The following is a 14,534-nucleotide window of genomic DNA, read 5'->3' on the forward strand; positions in this document are numbered from 1 at the left end:
TTTTAGAGGGGAAAATCCCTAGAACCCCAACATACTAAGGAAAACAGCGATATAAGTTTAATTGATATTTTGAATGAGTATGCATCATGTGAAACTATTCACTGCCAAAAATCTGTTCGCTTTTTGCACGTTGCGAACAAAATTTGACATGATAGCTTCAAATGCGTGCAATATATGTTCATTAGATTGTATAGTGAAAAAGCACGACACGACGTCATAGGGAAGTTGGCGTATTTAAGATGTAAAGGACTGTACGCATTTGGACGCGACCTTGTCGTGATTAATTTTGTTTAAAGCCCACCGCTTTTGAAAAATAAAAAGAACCAAAATGAAGTCACTTACACACGCTTTGTCTTGTAATAGCTCAAGCATATCTACACCCCAAAACGCCATTACGCGTTGCCTATGTAGTTCGCCGTTTATTGCCTCTATTATCTCGTCGACACTTGCTTTGGCTCCCCACGCTCTCGCCGATGAGAATGATCTATCTACTCCGCATAACAAAAAGGCGCTGGAACACATTGTTGTACAGGCGCAAAAGACCAGTCAAAACTTGCAAGATGTGCCCGTTGCGGTCACTGCGCTTTCAGGTCAAGACCTAGTTGAAACCGTAAGCCGAGATGTGTTTGACCTGCAAAACTACGTACCTGCTTTTGGCGCGTTTCAAAATCAAAGCGTAACAAATTCAGGGTTTTCAATACGCGGCATTGGCACGTCTTCACAAAACTTCGGCTTCGAGTCTTCGGTGGGTTTATACGTAGATGGTGTGTACCGTGCACGACAAAACGCGTTAATTAACGACTTAGTCGATATTGAATCTATTGAAGTGTTGCGTGGGCCACAGGGCACACTATTCGGAAAGAATACTGCCGCTGGCGCAATGACGTTAACTACGGTCGCACCTTCACACGACGAGCGCGACGGCTTTGCCGAAGCCATCATCGGCAATGATAACTTAGTTCGTTTAAGCGCTGGCTCATCGTTTTCGCTTATCGACGATGTACTTGCCATGCGAGTATCTGGCTTTAGTTCTCACAGTGACGGTTTTATTACAGACGAGCGCAGCAGGCAAACCCTGAATAACCGTAACCGTTCTGCGATAAAAGCACAGCTGCTTTACACTCCAACAGCTGACATTAGCGTACGGCTTATCGCTGATTACGGCGAGCTAGACGAACGGTGCTGCGGCGCACTAACTTTTCAAAACAATATTCAGGCTAATGACATAGCGGGTAAATTCGGCACTGATGCGCTGCTGCTACAACCGCCATTCAATGCTACTATTTATGAGCGCGATAACTTTTACGACTTTAAAACCTCGCTGTCGCAAACTCCCCTTTCAAAAATGGAAGACAAAGGACTATCAGTTCAAGTAGATGTGGCTTTAAACAAAGCATGGGATTTTGTGAGCATAAGCGCTTACCGCGCGTTTGACAGCTTAGATACGGTAGATACCGACTTTTCTGATGCGGACCTTCTTACTGCCACTAACGACGCCAAGCAGCAATCGTTTTCTCAAGAAATTAGATTACATTACACCAGTGAAGATGTGCGCGGTTTAATAGGTGTTTACTATTACAGCCAAAACTTAGATCTAACCTTTGATACTACCACGCAAGATGATTTTAGTGCGTTCTTTAATGCCGCCGCGCCCGATCTGATGCCTTTGGCTAACGCCATCAACGAGCTATCTGCAGTTACATCAGGCTTTATTGCGCCTGCTGCAGCACCAGCGCCGTCCGGTACTGCTTTCGCGCACAGCGCCGATCAAGAGCAAGACAGTATTGCTTTATTCTCTCAGCTGGATTGGCTGTTAAACAGTGATTTCACCTTAACAACGGGCTTGCGCTATACCCGCGAAGAAAAGTCGATTATCGGAGCCTACGATGAGCAAGGGCCTGGTATTGATGGACTAACTCAAGACCCAGCGCAATGGCCTAATGTAGGTCGTGCTGTAGTGGGGTTACAAAACATCGCTGCTGCGTTAGCGGAGGGACAAACTCCTACAGCACAGTCCCTTAACGCTATCGCACCATTTCAACGAGCGGGCTGGGGATATTTTTTCTTGGGATCTGCAGCGGTTATGCCACGCCCTGACTTAAACGAAGAGCTTGATGATTCACAGTTAACCGGCACGGTAAAACTGGCTTATCACCCTAATGACAACACGCTAACCTACGCTAGTTTTGCGACTGGTTACAAAGCTGGCGGTACGAATACCGACAGAATCTTACCTTCGCTTAGCCCGCTTTTTGATGCTGAAAAATCGCGAAGTGCTGAAATAGGTATAAAACACGATTTTGAAGAATACGGCGTGCGCGTAAATGCTGCGGCGCACTATACACAAATTAGCGACTTTCAGGCGACGACCTTTACCGGAACGGGGTTCAACCTGCAAAATGCGGGCGATATCATAGTAAAAGGCATAGAGCTTGAAGCTACATGGCTAATGACAGAAAGCACCGAATTACATGCAGTTGCGTCGCGCACATTGGCGAATTTTGATGAGTTCAAACGCGGTACCTGTTGGGTAGCGTACACGTGGCACACGGGCATTGACGACCCGGGCCGTGTGGAGCCAAACGACCCGTTCTGTTCAAGAGACGGTGACCGCGTAGGCTTCGAGCCTCAGAACTCACTGTCTCTTATGCTGAATCACTATTTCGAAGTTGGGAATTATCCTGCCTCCGCCAGTATTGACTACCAATACACGGGCGACGTATTTCTTGATGATGCGAACGACCCGTACAAATACGCTGACGACTTTTCATTATTTAACGTTCGCGTAAGTTTCACTATCCCACAATGGGATAGCGAAATTATTGCGTGGTCGCGCAACGTTTTCAATGAAGAGTACGTTGCACGAAGTGGCTTTGATGTACCCGTACAAACCGGAAAGATCATGGCCTACCCAGGCGCGCCTAGAAGCTTTGGCGTTACCTTCAGAAAGTCTTTCTAACGCTTTAAATGTGTAGGTTTGGTATGAAATACCGCATGGCACTGAGCAATAACAGACAGCGCTATATGCTCTGGTAGCTCACCACCAATGTCGAAACCAGCGGGGCTTGCGAAATACTGAGTAAAGTTGGTATCACCAAGCCCAGCTAAATCCATAATTTCCTGCTTACGGTGCAGCGGACCTAGCATCGCCGTATAGGTTATCGATTGCTTGCTTAGCACCTGCAGCGCTTTTGCATCAATTTCTCGGTGATGGGACATAAGCACCGCAGCTTGAATATTATGTTCGCCCATGTGAAGACGTAAGCCTTCAGTAGACGGGTCTTCAATTAAGTAATTTACCTCGGGAAAATGTTCAAGTCTTGCTTGTGCAGGCCTTGGATCCCAAAGACTGACTAAATAGCCCTGCAAACTAGCAAGCTTAGTCATAAAGGTAGCGTCGTAACCGCCTCCAACAACAAGTAAGTGGATAGGCGGCAGCATCAAAACTGACAACATGCGCTTGCCATCAACGTTGTCTAGCACAGCTTTTCTAGGTGTAGCAGAATGGTCTTCCAATTCCGTGCACTCACCCAAAGTGCCATCTACAGAGCAGCGCCACTCACACGCTTTCCCGTTTGATAAGCTTTTGCTCACCACATCCAATGATAGATACTGGTTGCTCTCGTTAACTGGTACGAGTGCTAAGTGCACCACACCGCCGCATCCAACACCTAGCTTAAACGCGATGTCTTCTTCATCTTCATCATCGTAAACTGCAGTTCGACTAACGCCGTCCGTCATTACTCGCTGGGCTTTTTTAACGATATCACTTTCTAAGCAGCCGCCGCTTAATATACCTAGCTGATGCCCTGCATCACTAAACAACATCATAGCGCCGGCTTTGCGATAGCACGAGCCTTCGGTTTTAAAAATGAAACCTAGCACCCATTTGTGCTTGTTTTTAAGTGGAAGCCACTGGGCCAACAAATGGTTAACGTGATTACTCATAACTACCTCTACACCCGTTTAACCTGCTTATTGCTGTGATGCCGCTTGGGCAATAAATGCAGCCAATGTTGCAGGCTCTTGCGCACCAGCCACACCCTGATTACCGATCACAAAAGTAGGTACACTTTGGATACCGCGCTGCATCCAAAGGGTTTCTTCCTCGCGAACTACTTGCGCGTATTTTTCACTTTTAAGGTTTTGTTCGGCTTCAGACTTATCAAGGCCAACCGTTTGTGCCAAGTCTACTAAAACACCTATATCATTAATGTTTTTACCATCTGTGAAGTAGGCACTAAATAAGGCCAGCTTCATTTCTTCTTCAAGGCCGTTTTCTGCTGCAAAATGGATAAGTTGGTGCGCCTTAAACGTGTTCTGCATGCGAGAGTCGTCAGTAAAATTAAACGAAAAGCCCAATTGCTCGCCTGCTTCTACTAGCCGCGCTCTGTTCTGCGCGCTTTGCTGCTCACTTATGCCGTACTTTTCCATTATATGCTCGCGAAGGTTTTGCCCTTCTTCTGGCATATTGAGGTTCAGCTCGAACGGGTGAAACTTAATATCCACTTCAATGTTATCTAGGGTTTTAATGGCTTCTTGTAGGCGCTGGTATCCAACAATACACCAAGGGCACACCACATCAGACACCATATTTACCGTTACTCTTTTTCCATCGCGCACATTTTGTGCACCTTGTAAATCTGCTGTCATGAAAGGGCTCACTTTATTGAATTCGAGAATGTGTAAGGGCTTAGATAAGGTTACAAAAAGAAACTTCAACCCCAAACTGCGATTATTTCGTCGCAGTTACATCAGTTTTTGCTGTGACTTTTTTTGTCGTGTCCATTGTGGTGCTGTAAAGCGTGGAAAGTTTTTCAAGGGCTGAGTGTGCCCATATTTCATAGCCTTTCGTGGAGGGATGAAAGCCATCTTCTGCCATCAAACCACTTTGCTGAATATCCGTCATAGTTCCGCTCACATTAAGTGCACTAACATATAATACGTCTACGTTAGCCCGGGCTGTTACGCTATCAGCCAAAGCTTGGTTTAGTAACCAGGCGCGGTAACCTAATAGTGCACGCAAAGGTTGCGGAAGCGCAGGAAAGCAATGAATTGGCGGTAGCGCAGTAAACAATATTGTTTCGCCCCCAAATTTATCTGACAGTAGTGTACTAATAGCATCGATGTTTTGTCGCCACCGTTTCAACGGTACAAATTTGGTCACGTCGTTAACACCAATAGAGACGAGCACCGACGAAAAGTGCTCGGCAGGCATTTCATGAAGAAGCTTGAGCACATCTTCACTTTTATAACCTGTTTTAGCATTCAACGTCACTCGCGTTGGCCCATGCTTAACAAGGTTTGAGTACAGCAGACCTGTGAGTGCCCCCATTTGCGTCGTTGCACCAACACCAGCGGCGGCAGAATCGCCTATAACCAAAACGTTATTAGTTAGCAGTAATTTACTATCGGCAGAGGTTAATACCCGCTCGCCGTCAGGCTCTGGTAGTACAGCGGTCTTCTTCCTCACCCACAATGCTTGAAGCAAAATGACTGGAAGAAGTAAAACAATTATCAGGTTTAATACCAAAACCTTGAAGTAGATCAAATCAGCCTCCTAAGCAATCCATTAAGCTTTAACCATCGAATTGAATTCGCGCCTAGATATCTACATATAAGTGCAGAGCCAATATGACAATAATTGCCGTACAACAACGTCCTGTATCAACCATTACCAAATATGCGTTGAATGCTCCTCGCTATACCTCTTACCCTACTGCACTTAAATTTGAACCGCTACACGATGACATACTTCCACAAGCACTTGCAGTGTCAAAAGCGCCGGCAGTAAGTCTCTACGTGCACATTCCATTTTGCAAAACGCTGTGCTACTACTGTGGCTGCAATAAAATGGTGACACGTCACAATGAAAAAGCGGACGAATATTTAGATTACATAGAAAAAGAAATTCTGTCTAAGCGTTATTTAACTGACGGCAGGCGTGCAGTTTCTCTGCACTTGGGTGGCGGTTCACCCAGTTTTTTGAGCGAGACTCAGCATACTTATTTAATGTACCTGCTTAAGAAACACTTTACCTTTGAAGCAGGTGCTGAACTGTCAATTGAGTTAGATCCCAGAAATATCGATAAACGCTATCTTCAAAACTTAAAGTGTCTTGGCTACACACGCATTAGCTTTGGTCTACAAGATACTGATTACAATGTTCAGAAAACCATAAATCGCGTACAAAGCACGTCTCACATTGCCGATTTAGTATTCGAGGCTCGGTCGCTGGGTTTCGACTCAGTCAACTTAGATCTAATTTATGGTTTACCGAATCAGTCAATTGAAACGTTCTCATCAACCATCGCCGCGACAAAAGCCATGATGCCAGATCGTATTTCGCTTTTTAGCTATGCACATCTTCCCGAGAGGTTTGCAGCGCAGCGTAAATTTGCTGAAGAAACACTGCCAAGTAGTGAAGAAAAAGCGGCGCTTTACAAGCTTGCCGTTAACAGCTTTACAAACATAGGTTATGAAATGATTGGTCTTGATCATTTTGCCTTAAGCAAAGACTCACTGGCTATTGCGAAAAATAAAGGCGAGCTTCACCGCAACTTTCAAGGCTATACTTTACGTGGAGACACCGACCTTATAGGGTTCGGCGTTTCAGCCATTAGCACGGTAGGTAATGCCTTTGCGCAAAATGCTAAGGAGCTAAAAGAATATTACCATCGGTTAGACAACCACCTGCCCAATGCGAAGGTTGGGCTGTCATTAAGTGCCGACGACCTGATTCGCAGAGACGTGATTTCTAGCTTAATGTGCAATTTAGCGGTAGACAAGCAAGCAATTGCCGACAAGCACCACATCATTTTTGATGAATACTTTGCTTCAGCCTTAAACAACCTTGAAGAACTTAAAGAAGACGGGCTTATCGAAATGACATCTCGGTATATTCGAGCGCCAGAGCCTGCTCGTATTTACATTCGGGCTATTTGTGCGCGTTTCGACGCTTATTTGAACGCAAGTGAAATACTCAGTAGCTACTCCAAAGCCATTTAAACCTAGGGCAGTTTAAACCGCGCAATCACTTGCATCCCTACATCAAGCTTGAGACGCGATAGAGAGATACAGCTAATGCTGGCATAAAGGGTTTGGTTACTGCCTAGTACATCAAGTTTTAACAACACTTTCGCGCTGTTTACGGTCGCTAGCTTTTTAGAAATTAGCTTTGTATCTGCGAGTTTTGTATCGGCGCTATTTTCAGGCTCGTTCAGGGGACTGAGTGGATTCACCACGGGTTCGATGCTAGATATAACACATGGCAGCGCATTTAAAATACTGATTGTGCTGGCATTGCCAAAGTCAGCAGTATTGGTATCGATGCTTACATCACAAGCTTTAACTGCAAAACGAACAGAAACTTGCCCACCGCTTTGCTTAGGCAAATAGGACACTGATTCCGCAGTGACGAATATCTCTTGCCCCGCTACCTCAACGCGCTCAATTCCGTTTTCCGACTGGCACTGCTCATTGCCCTGTAAGGTTAGAGCATTTTGACCTTGTTGCGTTTGGCTACCGTGTTTGTAGCTGACAACGGCGTTTTGTGACTGGTTGCTGTCGTGTGCGTCGCTTTGCGCAGTAACTTTAAATCCCTCAAGTACGCTAGACGGTGTCGCAAATCCTTCTTTTTCGAATACTTGAGTCAAAACATCGCGCGTTTTTCCACAAAGCTCGGTGCGGCCTTGGTCAATAAAAACCAACTCATCGCTAAACAAGGCAAGGTCATCTAAATCGTGAGAAATCACAAGGCATATGAGCTGCCCCGACACACACAAGTTGTTCAAGAACTGGTAAATTTTGCGGCGGGTGAAGATATCAATGGCGCTTAACGATTCATCTAGCAACAACACATCTGGCCCATTGACCAAGGCCCGCGCAATCGCGACCCGCTGCGCTTCTCCACCAGAGAGCGCCTGAACAGGCTTATCGATTAAATGTTCGCAATAACAGCCGCGCAAGCAGACGTCGATAGACATTGCATTAGGGCTTGCGTGACGCTGCGCCAAGGCTAAATTACCGCGCACATCGGTATGGGGAAATAACATGGGCTGCTGAAAAACGATACCGACCTTTTGAGAGGTCCACGGCGTTTGCACTTTTGCGCTTTTTTCTACGCCAGCTAGGGCGCGAAACAAGCTGCTTTTTCCCGCACCTGATGGACCGGTAACCCCAATGAATCGGCTTTGTGGCTGCAATGAGATTTGTGCGTTAATGCGATTTGGTAGTAGCGCAGATATTTGCATGTTAACGCGCCTCATCACTACGGGTGACACCGTTAAAACGATAGAGCGCCGCGAGCATTACGAATGAAAAAATCAAAAGGGTCAACGCAAGGTTGTGTGCACTGTTATATTCCAACGCTTCTACCTGTTCATATAGCGCGATAGACAGCACCTGAGTTTCTCCAGGAATATTGCCACCTATCATTAGTACTACGCCAAACTCGCCTATGGTATGTGCAAAGCTTAAGCCTAATGCCACCACGATGGGCGCTTTGCTTAAAGGAAGCGCTATTTTTATAAACGCTTCAAAGGCCGAAAACCCCAGCGTTTTTGCTACATCTAAATAACGGTTATCCAATTGCGAAAAGCCGCTGTACAAAGGCTGCAGAGCAAATGGTAGGGAGTAGATGACAGACCCCAACACCAAACCTTCAAAGCTAAATGCTAAATTGCTCCCGGTTAGGCTTTGCCATCCCTGCCCCAACGCACTTTGCGGCGAAAAAGCAATAAGCAAATAAAAACCCAGCACAGTTGGCGGTAACACCAAAGGCAACGCGAGTATCGACATCACCAAAGGCTTAGCTTTGCTCTGCCAGTTCGCTAAAAACCAAGCTAGCGGCAATGCGATTAACAATAGTAAACCACTGGTTATAAAGGCCAGCTTAAAGGTAAGTAATATAGCTTCAAGTGTCGATGCCCCAAAGAATTCTGTGAGCATACTTAGTTACCGCCGCCCGATGCAATGGTAGGTTCGTAGCCCCATTCAATTAAGCTGTGCTGCACCCCTTGCGACATTAAATACTGTACGAACAGGCTGGGTGATGACACTCCATTAGCGTCACTCAAACGAAACGCTCTGGTTGTCTCTTTGTCGCCTTTGAGAACAGGCTCATCAACTGGCGCTGCCGCATTTTTAATTGGAAGTGGTTCGAACAGATTCGGAGATAATGTAGCTACCGTTTTACTATTAACCACCAACGACTGAATGATGGGTTGATACAAGGTTTCAGGTACTGGGACGATAACCGTAACAGCATCGGCGCTTTTGGTATTCACAACACTGTTAAAGTTAGAAGGCAAATTAGAGGATAAGTCTGCGGGCAAATCTAAGGCCAATGAGTACGCAACGAACGCCCCTTTCACGCTGCCGGTGGTATAAAACTGCAAGGTTTGTAGCACGTTTTTACCCATCACTCTGTGAGGTGAAAACTGTTGCCATAAGGATAAGTTTTGCAACGTCTGTTGCGCAGCATCACCATAGGGAGCCAGTTTAGGATTTGCGATAGCCACCTTGTTTTGTGGATTTTCCATTAATTGAACAAGCTGCTTCGACAAGCAATCGGTAAGCTGAACGTTTATTTGTGCAGTTGTTTCACCAGTAGATGAGCGCGCGATTTGCTCGCAGTTTCTTTCACTCGATTTCTTACTAGATATTTCGCTGAATGACTCTCTTGATAAGTCGCCAGCATAGACAAACGCCAGTTTGCCTTTAGCATAATTCACCAGATTGCCGTGGTGAACTAGGTTATTATCAACTAACGCTTGCGGCCTAGCGCGATCTGCAGATAGAAACACGTCGAAGCTAGCACCATGTTGAATTTGCGCATACAAAGTGCCGCTAGAAGATACCGTTACCGCGACTTCTATGCCGGTTAGCTCAGTAAACTGCTCGGCAATACTCTTTAGCGGTTTTGCAAAGTTTGCCGCAACGGCTACGTTAATTTTTTCGTCGCGCTTGAAATTTACTGACTGGTTTTGTTTTTCGGCACTAATAACGCTCCCTTCATTTACAGTATTATTCGCCGCTTCAAAACTGCTCGCCTGTGCCACAGAACTTGAAAAAGCTGTAACGCCTAGGGCTACACTTGCACTTACCAAAATAAGCATGGCCAAGTTAACAAAGCTTGAAAGTCGCATTGCCAAAGAAAAAACCATTACTTTTTATGCATCCACTTGAGTGCCGCTTTATCGTCAGATGCTTTCGCCTCAACCCATTCAGATTTATCGCCCTTAAATTCTTTTTTCCAAAGCGGTACCGACTGTTTAAGCATGTCCATTAAGTAGCAGGCAGCGTCAAACGCCGCTTTACGGTGGGGAGCGGCGGCACCTACCCATACAATTTGTTCGTTGTTGTGTATGCGCCCTACTCTGTGCAGTGCGCCAGCACTGTTAAGTGAAAAGCGTTCGCTCGCTTGTTCAACCAGAAGCATTAACGCTTTTTCAGTCATGCCCGGGTAATGCTCTAATTCGATGCCGTCTATATCGCCAGCGTTATTAAAATCTCGCACTAGCCCAGTAAAAGTAACAATCGCGCCGGTGTTGCCGCAGGCCTTCTCATCTGCCGACTGCTTTAGCCTAGCGTAAAGCTCTCCTTGATCGAAATCTTCAACTTGAACTAGCGCGAACATAGCTAGCCCCCTGTCACAGGTGGAAATAGCGCCAGCTCATCACCGTCGCTAAGTACTGTTTGGAGATCGCAAAGCTCTTGATTACAGGCAGTAAGCACACTGCCCTCTAGGGCTAATGCCCACTTGTCACTACGCGTTTTAAGCTGCGATATCACGGTCTCAATAGTGCTGTTTTCGCTTATATGAAGCGCGATATTGTCCTCTCCCGTAATCTCTCGGGTTTGTGCGAATGTTTTTACCGTTACCTGCATGCTTTGCCTGTTATCTACGTTGTTAAGGTCGCTTTATGCGCGCAAATTAATCTTTCCAAGCCTCTGAAATGGGTTGAGCCTAAAGTGCGTTGCTTTTTGAGCACGTGTACGCTTTATGCACGTCATTTTTTAGCTCACTGGCCTTTGTGAAAACTAGGTGTCGAACTGCCAGTAGCCTGTCTTACCGCCTTTTTTCTCCAGAACCCGTACCCCTTCCATATGCATGCCAGGGTCGATGGCTTTGCACATATCAAACAAGGTTAACAGCGCCACATTTACACCCGTGAGCGCTTCCATTTCAACGCCGGTTTTACCGCTTAGCTTGCAATAGCAGGTGGCTTGAATTCGGTTTTGGTCGGCCTGAATGTCGAAGTTTATATCCACCTTTGACAGTGCCAATGGGTGACAAAGAGGAATAAGATCGGCGCAGCGTTTTGCCCCTTGAATACCCGCTACACGGGCAACTGCAAATACATCACCTTTTGCAATTTTTGATTCAGAGATTTGGCGAATAACGTCTTCGCTTACGTATAAAAAACCTTCTGCTGTGGCTTCTCGCTTGGTAACGTCTTTATCGCTAACGTCGACCATATTGGCTTCGCCGCCAGCGTTTAAATGGCTAAAGGTGCTCATGCTTCCACCAGATGCTTTACGAAATTACACGGTCTAAAGTCGGCATCAAGCTGGCTAGAAATAATTTTTTCCCACGCCGTACGACACGCGCCTGTTGAACCTGGCAGGCAGAAAATAACCGTATTATTAGCAAAGCCCGCTACTGCGCGAGACTGAATGGTTGATGTACCAATCTCTTCATAGCTAATTTGGCGAAATAGCTCGCCAAAGCCGTCGACTTCTTTGTCGAACAATACACTGATGGCCTCTGGCGTTGAGTCCCGGTGGGTGAAACCTGTACCACCGGTAATTAATACGGCGTGAATGTTTTTATCGGCAATCCACTTCGACACCACGGCGCGCTGCTGATAAATATCGTCTTTCACCAAGTCGCGATCATAAAGGTTATGGCCAACCGAGGTAAGCGCCTCTTTCAAGTAGTCTCCCGACTTGTCGTTTTCGAGGGTGCGCGTATCTGAAATAGTGAGTACGGCAATATTAAGGGGTTGGCTGACAACTGACATATGAAATCCTAATTTGATATGCGACATTTTGGCGGTTTTTGATAAAGTACCAGCCAAAATACTAATTGGTAATCACTTTATAAGGGTGCATGCCATGAATTCAACAACTAAGTTGGCATAAACTATGTCTAAAAGCCTAACTAATCAGCAGGCTATGCGCTATAACCGCCATATTGTACTTCCCAAAGTCGACCTAAACGGTCAGGAAGCGTTGTTAAACGCAAATATCTGTATCATTGGCATTGGCGGGCTTGGTACCGCGGCCGCAACTAGTCTGTGTGCCAGCGGCGTAGGCTCGCTTACACTCATCGACCATGACATTGTAGAGACCACCAACCTGCCAAGGCAAACCTTGTTTAGCGAACAAGATGTAGGCACAAGTAAAGTGGAGGCGGCTAAAGCGCGGCTTACTGCAATAAACAGCGACTGCGACATTACCGTAATGGCAGAACCGTTTTCGGCGCCCGACACTAGTCAGTTGTCACCAGAATTAAAGCAGGCCATAGAGCGTGCTGACGTTGTGCTTGATTGCACCGACAATACAAACTCGCGAGATTTAATAAACCTATTGTGTTTTAAACTAAATACTCCGCTAGTATCGGGGGCAGCCATTCGCTTTGAAGGCCAGCTTTTCGTCGCTATACCCGGTGAGAGCCGTTGCTATGCGTGCTTACGAACGCTATTTGAATCGCCCGATTTAAGCTGTGTAGAGGCAGGTATATTCTCGCCAGTAGTAAATATTGTTGGTACTTACCAAGCTATGCTTGCCATGCAAGTATTGATGGATTTCGATAATATTCCTAAAAACACGTTAATGACGTTTGATGCTCTGTCGCACGAGTGGCGAAACTGGAAGCTACCTAAAAGCGTGGACTGCGAGCTATGTGCTTGTTAAGTTTATGTGCATTTGCGGTATGAATTCTAAAAACGTGATTAAAAACAACAGACTAAAACAAAGAACAAGACAGAAAATAGGTTGATTTAAATGACAACCCAAGTAGTGAAAAAACACATGGTAGTGGCGCAAAACGCGTCTGGACGTAACATGAACGTGCCAATTTATCGTATGAAAGGCGCGCGGCCTGGCCCTACTGTGTATATTCAAAGTTCTATTCACGGCGCAGAAGTACAAGGTAACGTGGTTATTTACCATCTTATTCAGCGCTTAAAAGACATGGATATTTGCGGCGAGATTATCTTAGTGCCCAACTGTAATCCCATTGGTACAAACATTAAAGCCGGTGAATACACATTAGGACGTTTCGACCCTGTGAACGGCACAAACTGGAACCGTGGCTATTTCTTTGACAAAGGTGCAGTTGAGCATTTCGCCAAAACCGTCACCCGCGAAGAGTCGATTGAAGGCATAAAACAACGTTTTCGTGCACACCTGTCTAATGCTATCGACAACAAGTTGGCTGAACCCTGGGGTTTAGGGCTTGCGCAGCAGCTAAATCTAAAGCTACAGCAAATGGCGGTGAACGCCGACTTCGTACTAGATCTACATAACGGCCCAGTATCTACCCGCCACGTTTATGTTCCCGAATACGCCAAAGACAGCGCCAAATTATTTAACATTCCACACTGTATTTTTATTCCGAATGTATTTGCAGGCGCATTAGACGAAGCAACATTTTGCCCGTGGTGGACACTGCAAGAAAGTATAAAAACTAATTTAGAGCGTGAGATCAGCTTTAACGTTGAAGCCTTTACCCTTGAAATGGGTAGCCAAGAAGTTATCGACTTTAATGAAGGCAATATAGACGCCACCAGTATTCTTAGTTACCTAAACGCAAAAGGTGTATTGCACGAGTGCGATATTAAGCCGAAAGAGATGCAGCGTTTAGGCGTGTATTTAAAAGACTATAAAACCCTGTTTACTAACTGGGGCGGCATGGTGGAGTACATGGCGAAACCAGGCCAAACAGTTAAGAAAGGTGAGCCGCTAGCGCAAATTTTAAATATTGACGACCTAGATACGGACAACGGCAGCAGAACTTTAGAAGCGCCCTGCGATCTTATCCCTATTTTACACTTCCCTTCAGCATCAGTGTTGAGTGGTACGCAGTTGTATAAGGTGTTTACGAATTATAAGGAGTTGTAGGTTTTTGTACGCAATTTGATGGAATAAAACTTTATTACAACATGGTTGATTAGAGTACCTAGAAATGTCTCACGCTAGCTGCTGGTTTAATTTTTGAATTACTTCCTGCCGTTCAATTTATTGTATTGAACGGCAGAAGAGTACCTTAAGCGGCCCATCGCTCAAAGACCCTTCGATGGCTGCAATGAGCGTAAAGCGGACCTTGGGATAACGAATTTTTCCACCTAAAAGGACAGTAGACTATCAGCTAAACCAACTGCACACTCGCATCGTACAATATCTAGAAAAAGCAGCGCTGATCCAACATGACCCAGACAATACCTATCTAGACTTGCCGATAGATGATGAAGGTAGCTTACTACCACTTCCAGCAGCATCGGTCAGCTATAGGATAGCGGTAGGCG

General features: G+C 45.7%; 14 protein-coding genes. 4 read left to right on the forward strand and 10 right to left on the reverse strand.

Annotated features, from left to right (window positions below):
- The first annotated feature begins 328 nt into the window (after positions 1-328).
- Complete coding sequence (locus tag ACX5KA_RS11585; protein ID WP_458731215.1) at positions 329-2,959, forward strand: TonB-dependent receptor; 2,631 nt, start codon at positions 329-331, stop codon at positions 2,957-2,959.
- Here the strand turns inward: ACX5KA_RS11585 and ACX5KA_RS11590 are convergent.
- From ACX5KA_RS11590 to ACX5KA_RS11600, 3 genes are all read right to left on the reverse strand, one after another.
- Positions 2,956-3,948: an XdhC family protein gene (locus tag ACX5KA_RS11590; RefSeq protein ID WP_458731216.1), complete on the reverse strand. Its 993-nt coding sequence runs from the start codon at positions 3,946-3,948 to the stop codon at positions 2,956-2,958. The two genes, ACX5KA_RS11585 and ACX5KA_RS11590, sit on opposite strands and share 4 nt — an antisense overlap.
- A gap of 27 nt (positions 3,949-3,975) precedes the next feature.
- Complete coding sequence (locus tag ACX5KA_RS11595) at positions 3,976-4,653, reverse strand: DsbA family oxidoreductase (protein WP_458731217.1); 678 nt, start codon at positions 4,651-4,653, stop codon at positions 3,976-3,978.
- An 82-nt stretch (positions 4,654-4,735) separates the two neighbouring features.
- The gene (locus ACX5KA_RS11600) at positions 4,736-5,551 is read right to left on the reverse strand and encodes an SGNH/GDSL hydrolase family protein (protein ID WP_458731218.1); all 816 of its coding nucleotides are present in this window, start codon (positions 5,549-5,551) and stop codon (positions 4,736-4,738) included.
- An 83-nt stretch (positions 5,552-5,634) separates the two neighbouring features.
- On the opposite strand from ACX5KA_RS11600, the gene hemN reads away from it, so the two are divergent.
- Positions 5,635-7,008, forward strand: coding sequence for an oxygen-independent coproporphyrinogen III oxidase (gene hemN / locus ACX5KA_RS11605; RefSeq protein WP_052235380.1), 1,374 nt, complete (start codon positions 5,635-5,637; stop codon positions 7,006-7,008).
- 2 nt (positions 7,009-7,010) lie between these two features.
- On the opposite strand, the gene ACX5KA_RS11610 is transcribed toward hemN, so the two are convergent.
- The 7 genes from ACX5KA_RS11610 to moaB all read right to left on the reverse strand — a co-directional run bounded on the left by ACX5KA_RS11610 (position 7,011) and on the right by moaB (position 12,026).
- Positions 7,011-8,252, reverse strand: a complete 1,242-nt coding sequence (locus ACX5KA_RS11610) for an ATP-binding cassette domain-containing protein (RefSeq protein ID WP_458731219.1) — start codon at positions 8,250-8,252, stop codon at positions 7,011-7,013.
- Between the two features lies 1 nt (position 8,253).
- The gene (gene modB / locus ACX5KA_RS11615; protein ID WP_269351390.1) at positions 8,254-8,949 is read right to left on the reverse strand and encodes a molybdate ABC transporter permease subunit; all 696 of its coding nucleotides are present in this window, start codon (positions 8,947-8,949) and stop codon (positions 8,254-8,256) included.
- 2 nt (positions 8,950-8,951) lie between these two features.
- A complete protein-coding gene (gene modA / locus ACX5KA_RS11620; RefSeq protein WP_269351408.1) occupies positions 8,952-10,148 on the reverse strand; it encodes a molybdate ABC transporter substrate-binding protein in 1,197 nt (398 codons plus the stop codon).
- Between the two features lie 17 nt (positions 10,149-10,165).
- Positions 10,166-10,639 carry a molybdenum cofactor biosynthesis protein MoaE gene (locus ACX5KA_RS11625; protein WP_269351391.1) on the reverse strand — a complete coding sequence of 158 codons (474 nt, stop codon included), beginning with the start codon at positions 10,637-10,639 and terminating at the stop codon, positions 10,166-10,168.
- 2 nt (positions 10,640-10,641) lie between these two features.
- Positions 10,642-10,890 (reverse strand): MoaD/ThiS family protein, encoded by a 249-nt coding sequence (locus ACX5KA_RS11630; protein WP_014949773.1) that lies wholly within the window; start codon positions 10,888-10,890, stop codon positions 10,642-10,644.
- A gap of 153 nt (positions 10,891-11,043) precedes the next feature.
- Positions 11,044-11,523 (reverse strand): cyclic pyranopterin monophosphate synthase MoaC, encoded by a 480-nt coding sequence (gene moaC / locus ACX5KA_RS11635; protein ID WP_269351392.1) that lies wholly within the window; start codon positions 11,521-11,523, stop codon positions 11,044-11,046.
- Entirely contained in the window at positions 11,520-12,026 is a 507-nt protein-coding gene (gene moaB / locus ACX5KA_RS11640; RefSeq protein ID WP_014949775.1) for a molybdenum cofactor biosynthesis protein B, read from the reverse strand. Before moaB ends, moaC begins: the two co-directional genes overlap by 4 nt.
- Before the next feature lie 124 nt (positions 12,027-12,150).
- On the opposite strand from moaB, the gene ACX5KA_RS11645 reads away from it, so the two are divergent.
- Positions 12,151-12,921: a HesA/MoeB/ThiF family protein gene (locus ACX5KA_RS11645; protein WP_458731220.1), complete on the forward strand. Its 771-nt coding sequence runs from the start codon at positions 12,151-12,153 to the stop codon at positions 12,919-12,921.
- A 90-nt stretch (positions 12,922-13,011) separates the two neighbouring features.
- A complete protein-coding gene (locus ACX5KA_RS11650; protein WP_039216482.1) occupies positions 13,012-14,130 on the forward strand; it encodes a M14 family metallopeptidase in 1,119 nt (372 codons plus the stop codon).
- The last annotated feature ends 404 nt before the right edge of the window (positions 14,131-14,534 follow it).

It is taken from the genome of Alteromonas alvinellae, from assembly GCF_902705805.1.